Origin of the sequence: Streptomyces sp. NPDC057280 (genome assembly GCF_042668605.1) — a bacterium.
GTDB lineage: Bacteria > Actinomycetota > Actinomycetes > Streptomycetales > Streptomycetaceae > Streptomyces.
Genome location: NZ_JBHUYR010000001.1, coordinates 22,692 through 47,129 on the forward strand (window position 1 = coordinate 22,692; position 24,438 = coordinate 47,129).

Genomic DNA, 24,438 nt, shown 5'->3' on the forward strand with positions numbered 1-24,438 from the left:
TCACCCGCCGGTGGAGCCGGCCGCCGGTCGCGAAGTAGTGGTGCTTCCGGCCGGTAGGTCGGTCACCGCCCCGTCAGGCCACTCGATGCGCCCGATCGCACCGGTGGGCACCGTCGTCTCCACGATGAGCTCCGTCCCCACGAGCTCCCATCGGATCGCCACGCGGCCGTACGGCGACTCATGGGCTGCGCTCGCCCAGGTGATGCCGCCACCGGGCCGTGGACGGAAGACGACCTCGCGGTAGCCGGGCGCGCTCGCGTCGAGCCCGGCGACCGTGGTGTGCAGCCACTGGGCGACGGCGCCGAGGGCGTAGTGGTTGAACGACGTCATCTCACCCGGGTTGACGGTGCCGTCGGGGAGCATGCTGTCCCAGCGCTCCCAGACGGTGGTGGCGTCGTGCTTGAGCGCGTACAGCCATGAAGGGCACTCCTGCTGAAGGAGCATCGCGTACGCACTGTGGTCGTGGCCGGTCGCACTCAGCGCAGGTGCCACCAGCGGAGTTCCGACAAAACCGGTCTGGATGGTGTGCCCCCCTGCGGCCACCAGTTCGGCCAGACGCCGACCGGCGCAAGCCCGGGCCTCCGCATCCGGAAGAAGGCCGAACTGGAGGGCAACGGCATAAGCGGTCTGCGTGTCGCTGGTCATCAGGCCGCCGGGACGGACGTACTCATCAGCGAAGGCCCGCCGGACACGATCCGCCAGTTCCTCGTAGCGGCGGCGTTCTTCCTCACGCCCCAGGACACCGGCCATCCAGGCGACATGCCGCAGGGACCACGCGTAGTACGCCGTGGCGATGAGGTGGCGGTCGGTACGGCCGGCGCCGGGGTCCTCCGGGGGCGCGAACGGGTCGAGCCAGTCGCCGAGTTGATACCCGCGGTTCCACAGACCTGACTCGTCGGCGAGGCCGGTGACGAGATCGGCCCACCGCCGTGCGCTGTCGTACTGGGCGGCGAGGAGACCGGCGTCGCCCGAAGCCCGGTACAGATCCCACGGGGTCAGTGCCACGACATCGCCCCAGCCGGCGCCGGGCCGCGCCGGCGTCCACTGCTCGCCGCCCGGTATCTCCGGGACGTACCAGGGGACCGTCCCGTCATCGTGCTGTTCCGCGGCCACGTCGCGCAGCCAGGACGTGAGCATGCCGTGGCAGTCGTACAGGAACGCCGCGGTGGGGGCGAAGATCTGGATGTCACCGGTCCAGCCGAGCCGCTCGTCACGCTGCGGGCAGTCGGTGGGGATGTCCACGAAGTTGCCGCGCAGACTCCACACGACGTTCTGGTGCAGGCGGTTGACCTGGTCGTTGGAGCACTCGAACCAGCCGGTCCGAGCCATGTCGGTGTGATACACGCGGGCGACGATGGCCCGTCCCGGGAAGCCGCCTCCGCGCCAGCCGGTTATCTCCGCGTACCGGAACCCATGGAGGGTGAACCGCGGCTCCCAGGTCTCGGGGCCGCCGCCGCGCAAGGTGTACCGGTCGGTGGATGTGGCGCCGCGGAGGGGGCGGACGCACAGTTCGCCGTCCTGGAGCACTTCCGCGTGACGGATGACGAGCGTGTGCCCCTCCGGGCCGGAGACCGTGATGCGGACCCGGCCGACGAGATTCTGCCCGAAGTCCACCAGGAGCCGGTCGGCATCCAGGGCAGTCACCAGCACCGGCGCGATCTCCTCGGTGCAGCGCACCGGAGGGCCGGTGGGCGCGACAAGGGTCGCCGGGTCTCGTGCGACGATCTCCACCGGCGACCAGTCGCCGTCGTCGAATCCGGGACTCGACCAGCCGGACCGTTCCTGCCGAGCGTCGAACGTCTCACCGTCGAGCAGTCCGGAGGAGAGGATCGGTCCCTGTCCGGCCCTCCAGGACGGGTCGCTTGCGACCACGGTGACGGTCCCGTCGCGGTGGACGACCTCCAACTGGGCGAGGAGCGCGACCCGGTCGCCGTAGAGATCGGCGTGGCCGCCGCCGAAACCGAGACGTCCCCGGTACCAGCCGTCGGCCAGCCACGCGCCGATGGCGTTGGCCCCGGCGCTCAGATGGTCGGTGACGTCGTGGGTCTGGTAACGCAGCCGGTGGTGGTAGCTGGTCCATCCGGGTGCGAGCGCATGGTCGCCGACCCGGCAGCCGTTGATCTCGATCTCGTACAGGCCATGGGCGGTGACGTACAGACGGGCGCGCTCCACGTCCCCGCGGATCGTGAACTCCTTGCGCAGCAGCGGGGGACGGCGCTCGGCGCTCGGCGGTCGCGATCCACCCGGCTCGTGCGGTGTGATCGCGCGGGCCGTCCAGTCCGTCGGCGCGAGCAGTCCCGTCTCCACCCGCAAGGGCGGGCTCCAGTCACTGGCGACCTGGTCGGTCCCGCGCACCCGCACCCGTACCTCGCACATTTCCCGGGATACCAGTGGCTGCAGCGGCCAGGGGACGAGTACGGAGTCCTGGGAGATCACCCAGTCCGAACGGTACCTCCCGTCGGAACGGACGGCTTCGACCTGGTAAGCGCGCTGTCTCCAGCCGGTGGTCGCCGTGGTCTTCCAGGAGATCCGGGGCGCGGCTTCCCCGATACCGAAGGGTTCCCGGTGGTGCTCCGCCGCCACATCGGCCACCGTCGGTATCCGGGTCATCCCTTCACCGCCCCGGCGGTCAGGCCCTTGATGATGCGCTGGTTGATCAGCAGGTACAGCACCAGAGCGCCTACGACGTTGATGCTGATCGCGGCGAACAGCGGTCCGTAGGCCGTCTCCCCGTACTGGCCGGTGAAGTTGAGCAACCCCACCTGAATGGTCCGCAGCTCGTCGTCCGTGGTGAAGGTCAGCGAGACGAGCAGGTCGTTCCAGATGAAGAAGAACTGCACCAGCGCGACCGTGAGGACCGCGTTGCGCACGACCGGGAACCCGATCCGCCAGAAAGCGGTGAGCATGCCGGCGCCGTCGATAGTGGCGGCCTCGAACATCTCGCGCGGCACCGCCCGGAAGTAGGTGGCCATCATGAAGACGGTCAGGGGCAGGCCGACCGCGGTGTAGGTGATGATCAGCGGCCACATCGTTCCGGACAGGCCGGACTGGAAGTACACCCGGAACAGGGGCAGCAGGATCATCTGGCTCGGCACCATGATCCCCACCAGGAAGACCAGGAGGACCTGGTGGCGGCCACGCCAGATCATGACTTCGAGGGCGAAGCCCGCCGCGGTGCCGAGCACGATGATGAGTGCGAGGGAGGGGGCCGTGGCCAGGAGGCTGTTGCGGATGTACAGACCCACGTGGCCGGTCGTCCAGGCGTCGGCGTAGTTGTGCAGGTCCCACTTCCCGGGCAAGGACCAGGCGGGATCGTTGACGAACTCCGACTGGGTCTTGAAGGAGCTGATCAGCAACCACGCCAGAGGCGCCAGCTCGGCGGCGACCAGCAGAGCGACGAGCAGGTTGCGGATCAGCCGCCGGGCATACCGGGGCTTGCGAACGGTGGCCGACGGCGGGCTGGGCACAAGTTCCCGCCGAGGTGCCGTCATGGTGTCGGTCATGGAGGTTCAGCCCTTGGTCAGGTCGCGGCGCGAGAAGCGGAAGATGACGAGGGTGACGCCGAGGCAGACGACGGTGAGCAGCAAGGCGATGGTGCTGCCGTAGCCGTAGTCGCCGTAGGAGAACGCGGTGCGGAACATGTAGAGCGTCAGCGGCGTCGTGTCGCTGCCCGGTCCACCGTTGGTCAGTGCGAGAACCGAGTCGAACACCTTGAGCGTGCCGTTGATGCTGAACACGACCGACGACAGCAGCACCGGCGCGGACAGCGGGAGCACGATGTGCCGGATCAGCCGCCAGCCGGTGGCGCCGTCCAGCCGCGCCGACTCGAGCGTCTCATCGGGGATGTCTACCAGTCCGGCGAAGATCAGGACGCCGTAGAAGCCCATGGAACGCCACACGTCCATGACGACGAGCACGACGAACGAGCCGCCGGCACTCGCGAACCAGTCCCCGTGGTGCAGACCGAGCCCCTCGATGGCTGCGTTGGCGAGGCCGTTCTGCGGTGCAACGGCGAACAGCTTCTGGAACATCAGGGCCACGGCGACCGTCGGCAGGATGACCGGGAAGAACACCAGCGTGCGCACCACGGCGGAGGACCTGCGCAGAACGAACACGTAGAGCAGTGCGAGCAGATATCCGCAGAGGACCTGCCCGATGCTGACGGCGATCGCGTACTTGAAGGTGAACCACAGGGCCGAGTACGCCTGCGGGTCGTGCCAGAGCTTCTCGAAGTTGCCGAACCCCCCGAAGGTGAATCCTTCGATGACGTTGCCCTTGAAGAAGGTGTAGCCGAGGGACCAGCCCATCGGCACCAGCATCACCAGTGAGTACACCAGCAGTGCCGGGCCCAGCAGGACGGCAATGGCGCGGCGGTCTCCCAGAACTGAACGCATGACGGCTCTCTCACGAAGGGTTCGGTGCGGATGGCGGCGGCGCGCGGGGTCAGCCGTTGTCGAGGTCGGTCTGGATCTTCTGCATGAAGTCCTTGGCCGAGAGGGAGCCGGTGACGAGGGGCGCGGCGTTGGTCTGGCTGGTCTCCGTGGCCTTCGTGTTGAACAGCGCCTCGAACCACAGGGTGCTGGTCTCGGTCCTGCTGATGGTGTCCTGGACCGTCTGGGTGAGCGGGGGGAGGGTGCCGGTGTCGCCGTTCGGCTTGAACCCGGAGAGGGTGCCCTGGTCCTTCAAGGAGGCGGCGCCGTAGTTCTTGGTGATGCAGGACAGCCAGTCGCCGACCTTGGCGTCGTAGGACTTGGCGGAGACGGCGACGGGGAGACCGACGTTGGCCGGGATCTGGTCCGCGCTGCCCTTGCCGCCGGGGACGTTCGGGAAGGGCATGAAGCCGACGTTGTCCGCGCCGATCTTGTTCTTGGTCTTGTCGTTGAAGTCGCCGAGCGCCCAACTGCCCATGTAGAACATGGCAGCCTTCCCGGTGAGGAACTGCTGGGTCGCGGTGTCGTAGTCGATCGATCCGACGCCCTTGCCGAAGTAGCCGGCCTTGCCCAGGTCGGCGATGGCCTGCGCGGCCTTCACATAGGGAGGGTCGGTCAGTTTGGCCTTGCCGTCCGCCACCGCCTGCAGGGCGTCCGGGCCCAGTTCACGGTAGAGGTAGCCGCTGACGAGCCGCGTCAAGGGCCAGCCGTCCTTGCCGTCCGCGGAGAACGGAGTGATGCCGGCGCCCTTGAACTTGGCTGCCGCGGCGACCAGTTGGTCGTAGGTCGTCGGGGTGGTGATGTGGTGCTCGGCGAAGAGCTGCTTGTTGTACCAGATGCCTTCGATGTTGAACTGGTAAGGCATGACGTTGAAGTTGCCGTACAGGTTCTCCACGGTCTTGATCGCCGCGGGCTGGAGGTCGTCCCACACGCCGAGGTCCTTCAGCGTCTTCTCCAGGTCCAGCACCTGCCCGGCCTTGTCCAGGGTTTTGGTGAGCTGCGGGGTGCCGCCCGCCGCGAACTGCACCGGCAGGGCGTTCTGCCCGGCGAGAAGCTGGACCTTCTGGTCGACGTTCCCGATCGGGAGCGTCTGGATCTTCAGCGGCAGCGCCTTGTTCTGGGCCGCGCACGTGCCCTTGCTCAGGGCAGTGAGCTCCTCCTGCACGATGTGGTTGTCGTCGTTGATGGTGAGGCTGAACGCCTTGGCGCTGCCGCCCCCGGCCGTGCCTGCGCCACCGCAGGCGCTCAGGAGCAGGCTCGACGTGGCGACAGTCGCCAGGAGGGCGATACGGCGGGTTCTGAGGATCTTGTGCACAGGTGCTCCTCGGCGCACAGAGCGTTGAAACGCTTCAATAGGGAGTTGCCGGGAACCTATGGCTCCCCTCTCCGTGTGTCAAGGAGCTGTCATGGACGTTTCTGAACTGTGTTTGGGCGTTCCGGAAGGCTCGCGCGAGGACAGCACTCCCTGTGCGAGACGAGAAACAGCCAGCCAGCGCTGGGTTGCGCAATGCAAGAGGCCATGAGGGGGAGGCCGATCCGGAAGACCGCGCAGCCTGACGCGTACAGAAGGCCACAGCCACCGGTGAGCGGGGCCCCTCCGGCGAACAGGGCCGGGTCAGTGCGGTGCGCTGGCCCGGACGATGAGCTCCGGTTCCAGCACGACAGTGGCATGACGGTGCTGCTTGCCCGCGGACACCTCGTCCATGAGCAGCCGGATCGCCTCCTGACCCATCATCCGGCCCGGCATGTCCACCGCGGTCAGCGGCACGGCGGCGGCGCCGGCCGCACGGTTGTTCTCGCAGCCGACGACTGCGACCTGGTCGGGCACCCGGACACCGGCCACGGAGTGGAGTTCATGGATGATGGCATTGGCCAGCTCATCGGTGACGACGATCAGACCATCCGGAAGATCACCGGAGCTCCGCCGCGCGAGATCCCGGCCGACCACATGTCCGTGCGTAGTGGTCAGGCCCACGCTGTCGATCTCCTCGAGCGTGACGCCGCCGCCCGCCTCCTCGACCGCCGCACGCACGCCCCGGCGCCGGTCACGTACGGGCTGGTACTCGTCGTGCGCGACCACATAGGCCAGCCGTGTGCGGCCGGTGTCGATGAGATGACGGGCCGCCAGATATCCCACATGCTCGTTGTTGACCAGCACAGAACAACAGGTCCCCGGCCTGGGAGCATAGTTGAGCAGGACGACTTGCCGCCCATGAGAACGGATCCGGGCGATGCCGGCCGTGGAGTCCTCCATCGGAGCCAGCAGCACGCCGGTGACCCTGGACTCGTCGAACAGGTCCAAGTAGTCGTCCTGAAGCTTCATGTCGCACGCCGTATTGGCCAGGAGCAGATGCTGACCGGCGGCCCGGGCAGCCTCCTGCGCGCCGTGCGCCATGTCGATGAACAGAGAGTTCTCGATATCGGCGAGCACCATGCCGACAGTCTTGGTCGAGCCGGACACCAACGACCGCGCAGCGTCGTTACGCACGAATCCCAGTCGGCTGATCGCCTCCCGGACCCGCTCCGCCGTCGCCGGGCTCACCTTCGCCGGATGGTTCAGCACATTGGAGACAGTTCCCAGCGATACCCCTGCGGCATCGGCAACGTCCTGCATGCTCGGACCGGCATGCCCCTGCACTGCTCGCGGACGGGCGGTTGCCACAGCGCTCCTCGACCTCGGTTTCGTTCCGTCCCAGGACCGCACAGCCCCCAGCGATCAGGCCGTCACGGACAATCGGCAGAATACATGACGCGCGTTGAAACGCTCCAAGATCGACGTGGAGCGCACTCCCCGAGTACACCGTGATGCGGCCTACAACAGCCGGCCAAGGACGAGGTGAAAACGCGCTCAAGCGAGCCACCCTCGGAGACGCCAACCGATGACGAGGAGTGAGCCAGAGCCAGGGGTGGAACGGACCGCAGCTCGCCGCCACCCTGCCCTTGACCCCTTGCCAGAAGAATGTCACGCTCTCGGCATCGACGTGATTGAAACGCATCAATTCTTGGGTACTACGTGCGCGGCACTGGCCACCAGGCGACACACCTCCCGGCAGCCTGCGCCAAGCAACGCTTCTGACCTGCGCCACTCGATGGCCTTCACATTCACTGCGCGTCGGAGCCGGACCCTCGCACAGCGGTCTCCGTGATGAAGTGGGTGACCTGGTGCGCCTCGGTGACCACAGCCAGCCGCTCCATGCCACCACTCGCGACGGCGACGACGAGGTCCGCATGGATGCGCAGCCTGTCCGGCTGGTGCAACTCCAGGCTTTCGCGCAGGGAAACCGAGTCGGCCTCACAGCGACAAATACCCAGCGCCCTCAGATACGTGTCCACGATCCGGGTGGTTGCGGCCGATTGACGCTTCTTCCCCCGATCGCGGACTGGCAGTTCCGGACCAAGTGTCCACCTTCCGATGTGACACCCCAGCCTGATCGTCCGGCGCGGCAGTTGTCCCGCATGCGACACCCGGCCCGCGTGCCGCTTCGTCGTCGCGAGTGATGCCCGGCGACGTTCCCGCCGCCGCTACTACCTCCTCCGCCCACATTCTCCCCGCACTGGAGGAGTCCTGTCGGCAGCGCCATCACCGCCTCACCGGTGCCGGACCCCGGAGGTTCGACCAGCACGCCGCCTTCCGCGACAACACCTCCACCCCGCCGCCGCGACCGTGGGCAATGGTCCGCGAGCACCGACGTGGATGCGCCTCGCCGCGGTCGCCGCGCGGTGCGTCCGTTCGAGCAACGAGCAGCGCCGCCATACATCCGATGTATATCGGAAGCCAATTCGTCGAAATGCGCACAAACACCACAGCCGTGTGACTGAACTGGCATTAACTCTGGACAAGTAGGCAGCGCTACCGCCTTAATACATCCGATGTCCAACGAGGTCACTTCGAGCTCGGCTGGACACGAGCCGCCGCACTCCGCTGTCGATGCCGCGTACAGACAAGCGGTCAGTCCCCGTGTCCCCTCGCCTCACCAGGAGCCGCACATGTCTTCTGCTCCCCTCAGCCGACGCTCCGTGATCAAGGCCGCAGCGCTCGCCGGCAGCACTGCGGCATTCGGTCTGCCGCAGGCCCTGTGGCCCACCACCGCCGAGGCCTACTCCGTCTCCTCGAAGCTGGACTGGTGGTATCAGGCCCGGTTCGGGATGTTCATCCACTTCGGGTCCTACGCCCACCTCGGGGAGGGCGAGTGGGCGTTCAGCTCAGGCTGGACCAAGTCTGCCTGGCAGACGCAGGTCACCCAGGGGTTCAACCCGGTCAGCTTCAACGCCACCCAGATCGCCGATCTGGCCAAGAACGCCGGCATGAAGTACATCGTGATCACCGCCAAGCACCACGAAGGCTTCGGCATGTGGGACTCCGACGTCCCCAGCTTCACCGATACCACCGGCGCCAAGCTGTACAACCTCCACGACTACATCGGCTTCCAGCGCAACCTGCTGGGCGAGCTGAAGGCCGCGTGCGACGCCCGGAGCATCAAGTTCTGCCTCTACTACTCGATCCTCGACTGGAACCACCCCTCGCAGACCATCGACAGCCACTTCTCCACCATGGCGTCGATGACCGCCCGCACCAACTACATCAACGACATGAAGGCCCAGCTCACGGAGCTGATGAACGCCTACAACCCGGCGCTGCTGTGGTTCGACGGCGACTGGTGCGGCAACCCCTCCACACCCACCCTCACCGATTGGTGGACCAAGGCGGACGGCCAGAACCTGTACAACTGGCTGACTCAGACCTGGCCGAACGTCATCATCAACGAGCGCGTCAAACGCGACAACGGCCTGGGGGACTACGCGGTCGCGGAGTTCGGCTTCCCCAGCGTGCCCATGGACCGGCCGTGGGAGTACTGCGCCACCATGAACGAGGCATGGGGCTACAACAAATACAAGGAAAATAACTACCACTCGCTCCAGTACCTCATCCAGCAGATGGTCACCTGCATCTCCCGGGACGGCAACTACCTGCTCAACATCGGCCCCGACGGCGGCCACAACCCCGACGGCAGCGCGAACGACGGCCACGTCACGCCTGGGCAGCTGACCATTCTGAACGGCCTGGCCTCCTGGATGGCCACCTACTCCGACAGCATCCACGGCACCAGCGGCAGCCCCTTCGCGACCGAGCCGTCCTGGGGCATGGTCACCAAGAAGAGCGGCAAACTGTTCGCCCACGTCTTCACCTGGCCCACGAACGGCATTCTGCAGATCCCCGCGGTGTACAACACGATCAACCGCGTCTACCTGATGAACAATCCCTCCGCCTCCCTGAACTACTCGGTCAGCGGCGGCCAGATCAACGTCCAGGTGCCGAACAGTGCGCCCGACGCGAACGACTCGGTGGTCTGCGTCGAGGTCACCGGGATGCCGGCCGTCCTCGCGGGAGGCGTCTACACGTTCGTCTGCGCCCGCAGCGGCAAGGCACTCGACAACGCCAACACGACCACCGACGGCAACCAGTGCGTCCAATGGACCCTCAACAGCGGTGCTACCCAGCAGTGGACGGTCACCGACCTGGGCCACGGCTACTACAAACTGGTCTCCGTCCGCAGCGGCAAGGCACTCGACAACAACAACAGCACCTCCGACAACTCGACAGTGGTGCAACGGACCGACAACAGCACCTGGCAGTGGCAGCAGCAGTGGGCCATCGCCGCGCTCGGCAACGGCGGCTATCAGTTGGTCAACCGGGCCAGCGGCAAGGCCCTGGACAACGCCAACACCACCCTTGAGGGCAACCCGGTCATCCAGTGGACCAAGGGCACCGGCCCCACTCAGACCTGGACCGCGACCAAGGTCGGCTGAGCCCCCGTCGCAGCCGGTCGAGGCCGCGAGGCGGCCCCGACCGGCTGCGTCCTGTCCAGAAAGGAGGCCTGTCGAAGCGCGCCGAGGCGTTGGGCCCGCTGTCGGCTCGGGGCACGCAGAGTCTCGGAACGGCAAGCGTGATTTCGCCCCGGCACCTTGTCCGGATCGCAGTGCGCCGCTGCCTTCGCCGCGAAGCGAAGCACTTCGACGTCTCGTCCGCATCGACTCCCCCGATCGGACGGACGGCCTGTGCAGGACACCGGGAACACCAGAAAGAGCGCGCACCGACGCATCCGAGATTCCGAACCACTGGCCGCGCTGCTGCCGGCGCTGCTCGTCGTCCTGGGCTGCCGGTGGCGCCGCGTCCGCCGCGGCCTCGGGCGCCACGCACTCGTTCCGGCCGACGCGGTGGAGGCCGCCCCAGGTGCAGCATCGGCAACACGCGCGTCGCCATTCCGCACGAGTCCTCCTGGGGCGACCCGCCCATCACCAAGGCCTTGCAGAGCCCGTGTCCTGGTGACGAGGACAGCCACCGCCCGCCACCGCCCGCCACCGCGCCGTACCCCATCGGTGCCACCTTCTTGACCCGCATGAGGCAGGTGGTCGACTGGGCGCGCACCGACGCTCTCCACGTCGTGCTCAACGTCCACCACGACTCGTGGCAGTGGATCGCGATCTTGCCCACCGACCACGACCAAGTTCTCGCCCACTTCAGGGCCGCCTGGTCGCAGATCTGCACGGCTTTCCGGGACGAGCCGCACACCCCGCTGCTCGAGAGCGTCAACGAGCCGCAGTTCAACAACGCCACGGATGTGCAGAAGTCCGAACTCCTGAACGAGTTGAACACCCAACGAGGCCGCCGCCCTCAAGTGCATCTACATGGCACTGATGACCCTCGACCCGACGGGCAAGGGCCGCAAGCGATGGACCATGCGCTGCAAAGCACCACTCGCCGCGTTCCAGATCGCGTTCGAGGGACGCCTGACCCCGAGCAACAACTGGCCATCAACAACCAAGATCAGCCGTCAAATCGACACCCACCAGCGCGAGATGTCCCGGCTGAGATCCTGTCGAACCCTGGGCAGTTGACCTGGCCAAACTCAAAATCATCCACCGGGCAAGGCCGGCGTCTGGTTACGGCCTCTGCTCAGTACCAGGCGGTCCAGGCCAGGTCATGGCCGTCACAGGCGAGCACAGCCCTTGAGACACGGCCGTTGAGGTTGTTACCCATTTGCGTGTAGGCGTAGTTGATGCCCGGGTCGACGGTCTCGGAGACCCAGCCGTCGTTGCGGCCCACGCCGTTGTCGGAGCGCTGCAGCACGGCCGCGCAGTTCTCCCTGGAGTTCTCGATCCGGGCGAACGAGCCGCACTTGTCGGAGTAGAAGTACTTCAGTGCCATGTTCCCGGCGTACTGGGTGGATCCGACCTGCCGGAACGTGCCCGTGCAGTAGTTCGTGGTGGGGTATTGCCCTTCCATGCCGTAAGCCCCGTAATTGCCACCTGAGTACGCGGCGGCGTGGGCGGAGGTCGGCAGGAGCGCCATCAGCGCGGCGGCGCTTCCGGCGGCCAGCAGTGTCTTGAGCGGTCGGCGGCTCATGAGCCTTCTTTCGTGTCTTTGCGAGTGTGGTGGGCATGCGGGGCCGGCAGTCCGGCGGGCCCCGCACGCCGTTGGGGAACGTACGATCGGTCGACCCGCCGGGGACACCTGACAGGTGTCAGGGGCGGTCCCGCCACATCCTTGTGCGTCGTCCCGCTACGGCGTCCGGTCGGTCAGCCGTCGTGCGTGCGGAGGCGACTCCTCCCGGCCTGGCCGCGGCACACGGCTCCGTGGCATCAGCAGGGCCTGACGTACCAGACGGGGGTCCAGTCATAGCTCGGGTTGCTGTAGGGAGCGGCCGGCGTGGTGTCGATGACGGTGCGGTTCCTGTCCTTCATCAAGGCCCGGGTGCCGCGGGTCTGGAGGTTGTAGTAGGAGCCGTCGCCGGTCCAGTCCTGCAGTGCGTAGTCCTGGCAGTAGTACAGGTCGAGTCGGTCACCGAGGCCCAGCACGTCGCGGTACATGCAGAAGTAGTCCTGTCGGCACTCCCACTGTGCCGCGGCACGGCTCGTGGCCGACGTGTTCAGGTCACGCACACGCTTCTCGCCGGGGACGGTGAGGGTGAGCCTGGCGCCGTCGCCCAGGTCGATCTCGTTCGCCGCGATCTGCCGCCCGTCGTGGCGGGCAAGGTAGCGGTCCACCTTCGCCTGGAGAGCGGCGGCGTCGGCTCGGCTGAGGCCTGCGGCGCGGGCCTGTTGGGCGAAGGCCCCCGGGGTGTGCGTCGTGTCCGCGGACGCAGGTCCCGCTACGCCCACCGACAACACAGCCACGACTGCGGCCGCGAGAGATGCCCAGCATTTTGTTATGGACATGACATTCCTTTCCCGATGGATCAAAAGGCAACGAGAACTGGCCCGGACTCGGCCCCGGCTCCGGCCACGCCCCACCCCGGGTGGCGCGGTCGTGATCCGCAGGTGCCCGACAGGGCTGTGCGGCGTGAGGGGAGCACTGCGGCGCTGAGGGGAACGTACTCGGCCTGCGGTGCCATGCCATCCTGACAAGTGTCAGGGGCTCGTCCGCTCCGGGCGAGACGCCCACCGCAGTGCTCTGGGGGAACACGCGCCCAGATGCTCGGCACCACCCTCCCCCCGCCGTTTCCTCGCTGCCGAGCTGTGCGGGGCCGAGGACCAAGGCACGCGGGAGCAGGGCCTGCCAGGCCGGCCACCACCGAGGGCGAACAGGGCCGGATCCGGACCGGGATCAGCCCGGGTTTCCACGCGTTGCCGGGGTAGGCCGCGGACAGGATGGCCTCCGCATCCGCCACGCCTGACCGTCGCCACGCCTGACCGTCCTCCTGGGCAGTCATCAGCCCGGCCGGCATGTGCGGGGTGAGGCGGTGCAGTTGTGGAGTGCCGTCCTGGACGCGGCCAGACCGTGCCGAGTCACCGCCTCCACCCCGCCCGCGGCTGCCAGCCTCGAATCCAGTGCCCCCGTAGCAGGGTGGAAGCCTGGTCGGAGGGGTGTCCGGCGCGGGAGGTCAGGGGAAAGTCGCGAAGTGCGTTGCTCGGCTCCCAACGCCCCGGCCGTCAGACCCTCGCGCCCTGACCTGCGCGCCAGGCGAGGGGCCCCCGGGGATCTTCGCGCAGGACGGCCGACGGCTTGACTGCAGCGTCGCCTCGGCTGTCCAGATCCCGAACAGCACATCGCGTTGCCATCGGACCGGAGATGTCCTTGGGGTACCGCTGCGCCATGAGCAGGCCCTGATCACCTGCCGATCGTGGTGAGTTCAACCGGTTGGGCCTCGGGCGCGGGCTGATGCGGCGGCTGGGCGGGCAGGAACGCGGCGGAGAGAAGGGCACCGGCGATGGCGACGAGTCCGGCTACCACGCACCCGACGCTCAGTCCGTGGTCGAAGGCGGCGATGGCGGTCGTCCGCACGCTGTCGGCCAGGCCCGACTGCCCGTGGGCCGCGAGTTGGCTGGAGACCCCGAACGCCGCACCGACCGACTGGTGGGCCAAGTCGCTGAGGCCGGTGGGCAAGGAGGCCGGCAGGCCGGTGTCGAGCCGGGCGCTGTACAGGGTGGCGGAGACGCTGCCGATGATCGCCACGCCGAGGGTGCCGCCGAGCAGACGGGTGGAGTCGTTGACCGCGGAACCGACGCCGGCCTTGTCCGCGCTGACCGCTCCCATGATGGATTCGGTGGCGGGGGCGGAGGTGAGGCCCATGCCCAGGCCGAAGAGGACCATCTGCACGGCGATGACGCCGTAGCCGAGGGTCGGGGACATGGTGGCGGCGACCCAGAAGTAGAAGGCTGCCTGGAAGACCAGCCCGGCGGTGACGATCGCCTTGGTGCCGATCCGTACCGCAAGGCGCGTGCCCAACGTGGAGCCGACGGCGACGGCGGTCGCGACGGGCAGCAGGTGCACCCCTGCCGAGAGGGCGCTGTAGCCGCGCACGAACTGGAAGTACTGGGTGATCAGGAAGATGAACCCGAACAGGGTGAAGAACGCGATCGTCACCGAAGCGCTCGCCGCGCTGAACCGCATGTCCTTGAACAGCCGCACGTCCAGCATCGGTTCGGTGGCCCGGCGCTCGCTGAGGATGAAGGCGGCCAGCAGCACGACCGCTCCGGCGAAACCGGCCAGCGAGGCGGCCGAGCTCCAGCCGCGGCTGGGGGCTTCGATGATGGTGTAGACGAGCAGACCCATGAAGCCGCTGGACGTCACCAGACCCAGATAGTCCAGCCGGTGCGGGACCGCCTCCTTGGAGCGCGGCACGAACAGCGCCACCAGCGCGATGACGGCCAGCGAGAGGGGGCCGAGCAGCGAGAAGATGCTCGCCCAGGAGTAGTGGGCGAGCAGGAATCCGCCCACGATCGGGCCCAGCGCGATGGCGACCCCGGCCGTCGCTCCCCACAGGCCGATCGACAGAGCCCGTTCCTTGCGGCTGGTGAACACGCCGGTGAGCAGCGCGAGGGTGGACGGGAACGTCATCGCGGCGCCCAGACCCATGACAGCGCGGGCGGCGATCAACTGCTCGGGGGAGGTGGCGTAGCCGCCGAGGAAGCTGGACGCCCCGAAGACCAGCAGGCCGGCCATGAGCATGCCCTTGCGGCCGAACCGGTCGGACAGGCTCCCCGCGGTCAGCAGCAGTGCGGCGAAGACGAGGTTGTAGGCGTCCACGACCCACTGCAGCTGCGAGATCGAGGTGCCCAGCTCCCGCGTCAGCGCAGGCAGCGCAACGTTGACCAGGGTCGTGTCGAGGTTGATCAGGAACGAGGCCGTCAGAAGGGCGACCAGCATGAGGGGTTTCGATGGCGATCGAGTCATGGTTTAAATATAGGCACGGCTGGTTTATTTTATCTACCACTCGCTTTATCTGGTGAGGTAAGGTCGTCGTATGCGGAGCTATGACCAGTACTGCTCGATCGCCCGAGGGCTCGACGTCGTCGGGGACCGCTGGACACTGCTGATCGTTCGGGAGCTCTTGGTGCAGGGGCCATGCCGGTTCACCGATCTGAAAAACGGGCTGCCCGGGATCGCGACGAACCTGCTCTCGACCCGCCTGAAGGAACTCGAGTCGGCCGGGCTGATCACGCGTGAGGACGCGCCGCCGCCCGTCGCCACCGTCCTGTACCAACTGACCGACAGTGGCCAGGAGTTGGAGCCCGTCCTCAAGGCACTGGGCATGTGGGGGCTGCGATTCATGGCCGAGGAACGCCCCGGCGACGCGTTCCGGGCACAGTGGCTGGCCTACGCCCCGGCGTGGTTCACCGTCGACGCCGACCCCGACGCCCCGCCCGCCGTCATCCAGCTCATCGCGGCCGGCGAGACGGCCGTCATCGAGCTGCGCGACGGACAGGTCCACACCCGGACCGGCACAAGCAGCGACCCCGACCTCGTCCTGGACGGCCCGCCCCGCGCCGTCCTCGGACTGCTCGGCGGCATCCTCGATCTCGACTCCGCCGGCCACCTCGACCTGACCGCCACCGGCCGGCTCGACCTGCTCGCTCGTCTGCGCCCCGTCCCGCAGGACCAGGCTCCAGGCCGGCGCGCAGCGCACCGATAGGCCGCTACGGCCGCCCCGATCCCGCGTGAGACAACCGACGGGGGCTGCCCAGAGGCGGGCCTCGGCACCCGCGGGATTTGGGATGCCGCAACGGCCAGCCTGTGAGCCGGCAGTGACACGGGCACCCTCGACGCCGCGTGCCAGCAGGGGCACCCTGGAACACCAGCCGCTCAGCTCCCGGGGGTGTCGATGGAATGGATTTCGCTGGCCGGCACCATCGTGGGTGGAGGAATCGCGACAGCGTCTGCGGGAATCCTGGATCTTCGACAATGGAAAGAGAGCGAGGCAACCAGCACATCGAGAGCCGCCGTTCGCTCTATGTCTCCTAGTTCCCTGGAACAAAGGACCTCACCAGGACCCCCGATGAGCACGACTCGCCGATGCCCGCTGGCGACGCGCTGAGGCGCCAGCGGGCAAGGGCGGGCACGAGTTGAGTCAACGGTCCACCAGCAGTGGACGCGTGGCCTCACCGGTGGACTCCGAGCCAGTGTCGTCGGTGCCGACCGGACTGCGGGGAAGCATCCGGTCCAGCCACTTCGGCAACCACCAGTTCGTCCGGCCGAGGAGTGTCATGGTCGCCGGTACCAGCACCATGCGGACGACCGTGGCGTCGATGAAGATCGCGCTGGCCAGGCCGAGCCCGAACATTTTGGTGGAGGGGTCCTCGGCGACGGCGAAGGACAGGAAGACCGCCACCATGATGAGGGCGGCCGAGGTGATGATCCGGGCGGTGCGCGAGACACCCTCGACGATCGCCGTGCCGTTGTCGCCGGTGCGCAGGTACTCCTCGCGCACGCGGGAGAGGAGGAACACCTCGTAGTCCATCGACAGGCCGAAGAGGATGGCGAAGAGGAACATCGGGATGAACGACACGATCGGAACCGTCGCTTCCAGCCCGATGAGTGCACCTCCCCAGCCCCACTGGAAGACCGCGACCATGATGCCGTAGGCCGCGCCGATGCTCAGCAGATTCAGCAGCACCGCCTTGAGCGGTACGAGTACCGAGCGGAAGACCAGCATCAGCAGCAGGAACGACATCGCCAGCACGGCGGCGACGAACAACGGCAGGCGCTCGCTGGTGCGTCGGCCCACATCGGACAGGCTCGCCGCGGCGCCGCCCACGTGGGCCGTGGCCGGGCCGCGCCCGATCGCCGTGGGCAGCACGTCCGTGCGCAGCCGGGAGAGGGTGTCGGCCGTGGCCTTGTCCTGTGGGCTTGTGGTCGGGAACACCACGAAGGTCCCGATGCCGGTGGCCCGGTCGATGTGCGTCGGCGCGACGGATGCGATACCCGGATCCGCCGCGACCGCCCCGACGATTCGGTCCAGCACTCCCGGATCACCGGCAGGGTTCGCGGCGATGACGAGGGGACCGTTGGTGCCCGGGCCGAACCCCTCGGCGACGAGGTCGTAGGCGCGGCGCTCGGTACGGCTGTGGGGCAGTGAGCCGTCGTCGGGCAGACCGACGCGCAGGCCGAGCACGGGCAGCGTCGCGGTCAGCAGAAGCCCCGCCGCGCCGATCGCGTACGCCACCGGGTGCCGGCTGACGTGCCCGATCCAGCGCCGCCACCCGGCGCCTGCCGCCGGGTCCCCGTGCCGTGCGAGGCGGCCCAACTTCCTGGCCTGCAGAACGCGGCGGATCCGGCCGGCCCGCGCCAGGCGTGGGCCGGCGGCGCCGAGGAAGGCCGGCAGCAGCGTCACCGACGCGAGCACCATGATCAGGACGACGATCGAGACGGCGAACCCGCCCACCGTCATGAACGGCACGTTCGCGACCGCCAGGCCGAGGATCGACACGACGACGGTGCCGCCGGCGAAGACCACGGGCCGCCCCGCCGTGGCCACCGCTCGCCCCGCCGCCTCGTGGGGATCGAGCCCGCGCGCGAGGTACTCCCGGTGCCTGGCGAGCACGAACAGCGCGTAGTCGATGCCCACTCCGAGCCCGACCATGCTGCCGAGCACGGGGGCGAAGGTGGGGACGTCCGTGACCCCCGCCAGTACCGTCATCGTGGCGACCCCCACGGTCAGCCCGAAGACCGCCATGCCGATCGGCAGCGCGGCGGCGACGAGCGAACCGAACGCCAGGAACAGGATCGCGGCCGCCGCAAGCAGTCCGATCAACTCGCTTACGCCGCCGTCGGCGTCGGAGAAGGCGTAGAAGAGGCTCCCGCCCATCTCGATGCGCAGGGGCAGCTCGGCGCGCAGCCGGTCGCCGAGTCCGACGAGAGCGTCGAGGTCTGCGGCCGACAGCCGGCTCTGGTCGGGGTACTGCACCCGGACGACCGCGATCCGCCCGTCGGCCGAGACAAGGCCGTCGCGCACCGTGGTGTCCCCATCGGCGTCGAGTGCTCCCGCCGGATCGCTCGTGCCGAGCACGTGCGGCAGCCGCCGCACCTCGGTCTGCAGCCGCGCCAGAGCGGTGCGCGCGCTGGGGTGGTCGAAGAACGTCGCACCGCCGTCGAGGGGGGTGACGACCACTTGGGCGGTCATCCCCTCCTGGCCGGTGCCGGCCCGCTCGATCAATTCCGCAGCCTGTTGGGAGTCCAGCCCCGGAGCGGTCATCGAGTCCGCGGTCCGCCCGCCGATGGCGATCGCGGCCAGGACGGCGAGCGTGACGGCGATCAGCCATGCCGCGATCACCCGCCAGGGATGGCGGGCGGCGCCAGCGCCCAGGCGCAACAGGGCTTTCGAGAGCATCGGGTCCTCCAACCACCTCGTCGGCCGTCCTTGTACGGCCGCCGATGCCGAGGCTCGTCGCCACGGCGCCCCGCGGCATCGGCCCGCGGGCCGCGGATCCGTCGGCCCCGTGGCGGAGTGACGAACCGTCCTTTCGGCCGATGCGCATCGCGCCGCGGTCCCTAGGCTGAGAACCGTGCTGCGAGACGACCTGCGAAACCTGTGGACCGAACCCCGTCCGCCCGGCGCGCCCGCCCGGGTGTGGCGGGACTGGGTCCTGCTCGCCGCGGGTGTGGGCGGTGTGGTGCTGGAGGCCGCCCTGCGCGAGAACGTCGTGTGGCGGCCGGTGGCGGTGGTGTTCGCCGTCTGGCTGTGCCTGCTGCCCCTGCGGCGCCGCACCCGCCCCCTGGCGATGGTCACGCTGGCGTTCGGCTCGCTGAGCCTGCTTCAGGTGATCTCGCTGATTGCCGCTCTGCCCGAGCCCGTCGGCCTGTACACCGGCCTGGTCGTGCTCGTGCTGGTGTACGCGCTGCCGCGGTGGGGATCGGGACGCGAGATCGTCCTGGGCGGCGCGGTGATCCTCACGACCGGCGTGCTGTGTTCCGTCACGGACGACACGCCGGTCGTCGAGAACGTCGTGGGCTTGGTCTTCCTCCTTCTGCCCGGCGTGTTCGGGGCTGCCGTGCGGTTCTGGGTGACCGCTCGCGAGCGGCAGGTGGAGCAGGTGCGCTCCCGCGAGCGCGAGCAGCTCGCCCGGGAACTGCACGACACGGTGGCCCATCACGTGTCGGCCATGGTGATCATCGCTCAGGCGGGCGGGGTGCTGGCGGGCGCCGACCCGTCCGCCGCCGTCAAGGCGCTGGAGGAGGTCGAGGAGGAAGGGGCGCGCACGCTGGAGGAAATGCGTGCCATGGTCGCCGCGCTGCGCGACCGCGGGGTCGGCGCCGAGCTGGCGCCCCCTGCGGGCGTCGCGGATCTGGAGCGCCTGGTGCGCACCCCGGGTGGCCGCCTCAGGGTCGACCTGGGGCTCGACGGCGAACTGGACGCGCTGCCCCCGGCCGTGGACGCGGCCGTCTACCGCATCGTGCAGGAGTCGGTGACGAACGCGCTGCGTCATGCGGTCGACGCGACCGAGCTCGTCGTCCGGGTCACCGCGGAACGGCACACCGTACGGGTGAGCGTGCACGACAACGGCCGGCGCACCGGCCGGGGTCGCGACGGATACGGCCTTACCGGACTGCGCGAGCGCGCGACCCTGCTCGGCGGCACACTACGAGCCGGCCCGGGCACCGACCGGGGCTGGCATGTCGAAGCCGAACTACCGACAGCGAGGAGCGAGAGCGGTGTCCATTCGCGTCCTCGTCGCTGACGACCAGACGATCATCCGCACCGGGTTGCGGATCATGCTGAACGCCCAGCCCGGCATCGAGGTCGTCGGCGAGGCCGCCGACGGAGACGAAGCGGTACGTCTGGCGCGCGAACTACGCCCCGACGTCTGCCTGTTCGACATCCGCATGCCCGTACTCGACGGGCTCGAGGCCACCCGGCTGGTCGCCGGCCCGGGCGTCGCCGACCCGCTGGTCGTGGTCGTCATCACCACCTTCGACCTCGACGAGTACGTCTACGGCGCACTGCGCGCCGGCGCCCGCGGATTCCTCCTCAAGGACACCGGACCAGACCTTCTGGCCCAGGCCGTACGCTCGGCCGCCGACGGGGAGGCACTCATCGCGCCCAGCGTCACCGTCCGCCTTCTCCAGGCCTTCGCGGACCTGCCCGCCGGCCGGCCCGCGGCCCAGCCGGTCTCCCCGGTCACCGCCCGCGAGGAGGAGGTACTCCTCGCCGTCGCGCGCGGGCTGACCAACACCGAGATAGCCGACGCACTGCACATCAGCCTCAGCACGGTGAAGACGCACCTGGCCAGCCTCATGGCCAAACTAGGCGCCCGCAACCGGGTCGAGATCGCGATGTGGGCCTACGAAACGCGTCGCATCCTCCCCGCAACCTGAGCCGGGTGCCGGGGCCGGTCCGTTGAGTCCCTACCCGGACCACATTGCACCGGTCGGCCTCGCGTCGCCTCCACGTGCCTCACCCAGAGCTGGATCCGTTCAGAGAGGCCGATGTTCATACCTTTCTCGCGACCACCATGTAGTTCTCGGCCTCAAGATCGAACGTGCTCCGTTCCGTCTGGAGTCCGACCCGGTCCAGCTCGACTTCGAGTTCCTCATACCGATAGGGCCAGCACGACAGCAGTTCCGAACGGACATGCACCAACCCGGTCGCGTCAACTTGTGCGATCGCGATCTCGATGTGGTGCTCCTCCTCCCACTGCGGCGCAATCTCCCAGCGGTAGACCACGACGGCATCGCGACCGTTCCGGCGGACGAGTCGGTCACCGATGTCCAGCCGGGAACCCCTGGCCCTCACGCGTTCCCACGTGCGGGATGTGAGCACCAAGCGCCCGCCGGGGCGCAGGAGCCGTGACATCGACTCCAGAGCAGCGCCCCTGCCTGTCGCGCCCACGGCATGGGCAAGCGAGTTGCCGACGCAGAACACCATGTCGAACGTGTTGTCCGGGAAATGGTCGGGCAACTCATCCCAGTTCGCCCTTACGGCCCGGACGGATGCCCCGAACTCCTCGGACAACTGTGCAGTCCGGCGAACCATCGCCTCGCTGGCGTCAGTTGCGACCACCTGCATGCCACGCCCGACGAGACCCACCGCCAACTGACCGGTTCCACAGGAACAGTCGAGGACGTGAGCGTTCGACGGCAGGAGACTGAGGACGTCGTCGAACGACGCAACGAACTCCGCTGGAGGCAACTTTGCGTCCGAGATGAGCCATTCGTACACGTCAGCAAGCACGTCATAACCCGCCACAACCACTACCCCCGTCACGCGGCAGACTCACGGTAGGACGACGCCAGTCCATCAGCGGACCCAGCCGGGACACCAATCGTTTTTCGCAAGGATGGCTCTGACGGTGTTCGTGGTTGCCATTGAGAACTTCGGCGCGAGTCGGCGACCCCGCTCCCGGCGCGGGGAGGCGTCCTCCGTGAGCGCGGCGCCGGGCTCGGCGGCCAGGTTCCGGTGCGTGGTCGCGAAACGGGCGGCGCTGTCGAGCACCTCGCGCAGGACTCAGCGACCAGTCCAGTGCACAGGTCAGTGATCGCTGTCGCCAACCTTCGCGGGCACAACACCACCTTTGTTCGCTTCCGGGCGAATGGACGACAGTGAACGAGGAGGTCAAACGTCAATGACTCTCCACCTGAGGCGACTTGACCAAGACCAGCCAGACTCTTTCTTTTTCGCTCAACCTCTAGTCGAATAGCGCCACTTGAAGCACACGCGTGTCGTGCCCTGCGGATGTCCCTGACCAGGATCCCCTCCCCCCTGCAGCCGACCGCGTCACGGGAAGGACCCCCACAAGTGACCTTCAGGCAGGCCGAGCACCCGCCTGTCCACCGCTACCTGAGCGCCCCGGCCCGGGCACACGGCTACGGCGACCCGCTGCCGTGCCCGACCACGCCTGCCGCCGCCGACGGGGGCGGCACACGCCCCCTCAGGCCGTGCCCTCCGAGCCCTCTCGGGCGCAACGTCCTCTTGGCGAGAGATCGCCACCTCAAACGGAGACATACATGCCCAGCTCTCCCCTGAACCGTCGCACGTTCATCCTCCTCGGCGCCACGGTCGCCGCGGCATCCGGCACCCTGACATCGGCGGCCGCCGCGACGGCCTCCCCCACCGCACTCACCGGCGCACCGACGCCGGTCCGGATCGTCGACGACCAGGCGACCCCCGCCACCCGCGCGATGTTCGCGTACCTCAAGCGGCAACAGGGCAAAGGCATCCTGTTCGGTCACCAGCACGACCTCACCTATGGCTTCACCTTCACCACGCCCGACGGCAAAGCTTCCGACACCGAAGCGGCGGTGGGCGACTACCCCGCGGTCTTCGGCTGGGACACCCTCATCCTCGACGGCGACGAACGCCCCGGCACCCACGGTGGGACCGAAGCCGAGAACATCGCCGCGCTCAGCCGCTGCATCCGGCAGGGAGACGCACGCGGCGGCATCAACACCCTCAGCGCTCACCTGCCGAACTTCGTCACCGGCAACAACTTCTATGACACAACGGGCCGAGTGGTCAGCCAGATCCTTCCCGGCGGCGCGAAGCATGCGGACTTCAACACCTTCCTCGACCGCATCGCGAAGGCGGTCAAGGGCGCGCGGCGGCCGGACGGCACCGCGATCCCGGTCGTCTTCCGCCCCTTCCACGAGAACAACGCAGCCTGGTTCTGGTGGGGCGCCGGCCACGCCACCTCGGGCGAGTTCATCGAGCTGTTCCGCTACACCGTCGAGTACCTGCGCGACACCAGGGGCGTCCACAACCTGCTCTACGCCTACTCCCCCAACTCGAGTTTCGCAGGCGACCCGACCGGCTACCTGAAGACGTACCCCGGCGACCGTTTCGTCGACATCCTCGGCTACGACTCCTACGACGAGAACGCCGGACCGACCCCCTGGCTCGACGGTCTGGTGAAGGACCTGGCGATGGTGGTCCGGCTGGCGAACGAACGAGGCAAGGTACCGGCCTTCACCGAGTTCGGGGAAGGCGGCACCGACGTCCGCAACCTCCAGTGGTTCACCCAGCTGATGCAGGCCGTCAAGGCGGACCCGCTGGCCCGTCAGATGACGTACATGCTCACCTGGGCCAACTTCGGAGGCGCCAAGCGTGCTTATGTCCCCTACCCGGGCCACGTTCAGCTGCCGGACTTCGTCGCCTACCACCAGGACCCCTACACCCTGTTCGCCGCCGACCTCCGGGGGGTGTACTCCGCTCGCACCACCGCCGTCAAAAACGCCCCGTTCCTGCACCTCGTGACCCCTACGGACCGACAGCGCGTAGCCGGCTCCAAGACCACCGTCCGGGTACGCGTCACGCCCGCGAGGGCGGCCCGGATCACCTACCGCGTGAACGGCGGACGCGCCAGACGGCTGCGCCTCGACGCCGACGGCTTCTACTCGGGCGACTGGTCGATCGACCCCGCCACGCGGAACAACCGCTCGGTGACCCTCACCGTGAGCGCACGGGTGGACGGCACGACGCTCACCGACTCGGCCGTGGTCCTCCTCTCCGAAGTCCCACCGCTGCCTGCCGGCTGGGTCGACGACTTCGAGGGATACTCCGGAGACGATGTCGCCCTGAACGAGGCGTACACCCACGTCAACTCCCACACCCTCAGCCTGTCGGCCGACCACAAGTCCTCGGGCTCGTACGGACTGGCCTACGCGTACGACTTCACCGGCGCCGAGTACACCGGCACAGGCAAGCCGGTCGACGCGGACTGGTCCGCCTTCACGTCCCTCGCGCTGTGGCTGCAAGGCGACGGCTCCGCAAACGCCGGGGCGCTCCAGATCGTGGCCGGCGGAATCGATTTCTGGTACCAGGTGCCGCTGTCCGACACGAGCGGGCAGGAAGTCAGGGCACCCTTCAGCGAGTTCACGCCCGCTCCCTGGGACACCTCACACGCCGGAGCCGTGCTCGACGCGGCTCACCTCGCCGAGGTGACGGCGTTCAACCTGTACCTCGTCCATGGGAGCGGCGCGGCGACCAAGGGCACCGTATACGTGGACGACATCAGAGCCGATTGACACACCGCCACGCGGCAACCCCGTGCCGAACAGCACACCCGGCGCGGGGTTGCCGCCGCCTGACTCCCCCTACAGCGCGATCACGCTCCCGCGCGGACCGAGACGAAGCCCGCCTGCATGCGCGGGGCGCCCGTGACCACCACAACTGCAGTTCTGGGCCCGGGCCGCTACGGTCGGCATCCGCTAGGCAGGCAGGTAACCCATTTGCCGGTAAAAAATGCATATGCCAGTGGCCGCCACTAGCGTCCAGGACTGGGTGACCGACCGCCT

16 protein-coding genes and 2 pseudogenes are annotated in these 24,438 nt (G+C 68.3%); 7 read left to right on the forward strand and 11 right to left on the reverse strand.

Annotated features, from left to right (window positions below; genetic code table 11):
- The 6 genes from ACFUO4_RS00090 to ACFUO4_RS00115 form a co-directional block, all read right to left on the reverse strand.
- Complete coding sequence (locus ACFUO4_RS00090; RefSeq protein ID WP_383477956.1) at positions 1-2,610, reverse strand: family 78 glycoside hydrolase catalytic domain; 2,610 nt, start codon at positions 2,608-2,610, stop codon at positions 1-3.
- Positions 2,607-3,503: a carbohydrate ABC transporter permease gene (locus ACFUO4_RS00095; RefSeq protein WP_079305824.1), complete on the reverse strand. Its 897-nt coding sequence runs from the start codon at positions 3,501-3,503 to the stop codon at positions 2,607-2,609. Before ACFUO4_RS00095 ends, ACFUO4_RS00090 begins: the two co-directional genes overlap by 4 nt.
- Positions 3,504-3,509: 6 nt before the next feature.
- Entirely contained in the window at positions 3,510-4,394 is an 885-nt protein-coding gene (locus tag ACFUO4_RS00100; protein WP_383477958.1) for a carbohydrate ABC transporter permease, read from the reverse strand.
- A gap of 49 nt (positions 4,395-4,443) precedes the next feature.
- Positions 4,444-5,745, reverse strand: coding sequence for an ABC transporter substrate-binding protein (locus ACFUO4_RS00105; protein WP_079305822.1), 1,302 nt, complete (start codon positions 5,743-5,745; stop codon positions 4,444-4,446).
- Between the two features lie 300 nt (positions 5,746-6,045).
- Entirely contained in the window at positions 6,046-7,044 is a 999-nt protein-coding gene (locus tag ACFUO4_RS00110; RefSeq protein WP_079305924.1) for a LacI family DNA-binding transcriptional regulator, read from the reverse strand.
- Positions 7,045-7,532: 488 nt separating this feature from the next.
- Positions 7,533-7,763 (reverse strand): hypothetical protein, encoded by a 231-nt coding sequence (locus ACFUO4_RS00115; RefSeq protein ID WP_079305821.1) that lies wholly within the window; start codon positions 7,761-7,763, stop codon positions 7,533-7,535.
- 654 nt (positions 7,764-8,417) lie between these two features.
- Between ACFUO4_RS00115 and ACFUO4_RS00120 the strand changes: the two genes are divergently transcribed.
- The 3 genes and pseudogenes from ACFUO4_RS00120 to ACFUO4_RS00130 all read left to right on the forward strand — a co-directional run.
- Entirely contained in the window at positions 8,418-10,238 is a 1,821-nt protein-coding gene (locus ACFUO4_RS00120) for an alpha-L-fucosidase (RefSeq protein ID WP_383477961.1), read from the forward strand.
- 353 nt (positions 10,239-10,591) lie between these two features.
- Positions 10,592-11,041: pseudogene (locus ACFUO4_RS00125) on the forward strand (cellulase family glycosylhydrolase); the annotation flags it as partial.
- Between the two features lie 43 nt (positions 11,042-11,084).
- A pseudogene (locus tag ACFUO4_RS00130) lies at positions 11,085-11,246 on the forward strand (IS256 family transposase); the annotation flags it as partial.
- Between the two features lie 139 nt (positions 11,247-11,385).
- On the opposite strand, the gene ACFUO4_RS00135 reads toward ACFUO4_RS00130, so the two are convergent.
- The 3 genes from ACFUO4_RS00135 to ACFUO4_RS00145 all read right to left on the reverse strand — a co-directional run bounded on the left by ACFUO4_RS00135 (position 11,386) and on the right by ACFUO4_RS00145 (position 15,105).
- Positions 11,386-11,835: a hypothetical protein gene (locus tag ACFUO4_RS00135; RefSeq protein ID WP_383477962.1), complete on the reverse strand. Its 450-nt coding sequence runs from the start codon at positions 11,833-11,835 to the stop codon at positions 11,386-11,388.
- A 236-nt stretch (positions 11,836-12,071) separates the two neighbouring features.
- The gene (locus tag ACFUO4_RS00140) at positions 12,072-12,647 is read right to left on the reverse strand and encodes a hypothetical protein (protein WP_383477964.1); all 576 of its coding nucleotides are present in this window, start codon (positions 12,645-12,647) and stop codon (positions 12,072-12,074) included.
- Between the two features lie 892 nt (positions 12,648-13,539).
- Positions 13,540-15,105: a DHA2 family efflux MFS transporter permease subunit gene (locus ACFUO4_RS00145; protein ID WP_383477966.1), complete on the reverse strand. Its 1,566-nt coding sequence runs from the start codon at positions 15,103-15,105 to the stop codon at positions 13,540-13,542.
- A gap of 70 nt (positions 15,106-15,175) precedes the next feature.
- On the opposite strand from ACFUO4_RS00145, the gene ACFUO4_RS00150 reads away from it, so the two are divergent.
- Positions 15,176-15,844, forward strand: coding sequence for a winged helix-turn-helix transcriptional regulator (locus ACFUO4_RS00150; protein WP_383477968.1), 669 nt, complete (start codon positions 15,176-15,178; stop codon positions 15,842-15,844).
- Positions 15,845-16,279: 435 nt separating this feature from the next.
- Here ACFUO4_RS00150 and ACFUO4_RS00155 read toward each other — a convergent pair whose 3' ends face one another.
- Positions 16,280-18,538 carry an MMPL family transporter gene (locus ACFUO4_RS00155; protein ID WP_383477971.1) on the reverse strand — a complete coding sequence of 753 codons (2,259 nt, stop codon included), beginning with the start codon at positions 18,536-18,538 and terminating at the stop codon, positions 16,280-16,282.
- Between the two features lie 175 nt (positions 18,539-18,713).
- Here ACFUO4_RS00155 and ACFUO4_RS00160 point away from each other — a divergent pair, with 175 nt between their 5' ends.
- Positions 18,714-19,886, forward strand: a complete 1,173-nt coding sequence (locus ACFUO4_RS00160) for a sensor histidine kinase (RefSeq protein WP_383477974.1) — start codon at positions 18,714-18,716, stop codon at positions 19,884-19,886.
- Complete coding sequence (locus tag ACFUO4_RS00165; RefSeq protein ID WP_383477976.1) at positions 19,861-20,523, forward strand: response regulator; 663 nt, start codon at positions 19,861-19,863, stop codon at positions 20,521-20,523. Before ACFUO4_RS00160 ends, ACFUO4_RS00165 begins: the two co-directional genes overlap by 26 nt.
- A 115-nt stretch (positions 20,524-20,638) precedes the next feature.
- Here ACFUO4_RS00165 and ACFUO4_RS00170 read toward each other — a convergent pair whose 3' ends face one another.
- Positions 20,639-21,394 (reverse strand): class I SAM-dependent methyltransferase, encoded by a 756-nt coding sequence (locus ACFUO4_RS00170; protein WP_383482172.1) that lies wholly within the window; start codon positions 21,392-21,394, stop codon positions 20,639-20,641.
- A 758-nt stretch (positions 21,395-22,152) separates the two neighbouring features.
- On the opposite strand from ACFUO4_RS00170, the gene ACFUO4_RS00175 reads away from it, so the two are divergent.
- A complete protein-coding gene (locus ACFUO4_RS00175; RefSeq protein WP_383477979.1) occupies positions 22,153-24,168 on the forward strand; it encodes a glycosyl hydrolase in 2,016 nt (671 codons plus the stop codon).
- Positions 24,169-24,438: the final 270 nt, after the last annotated feature.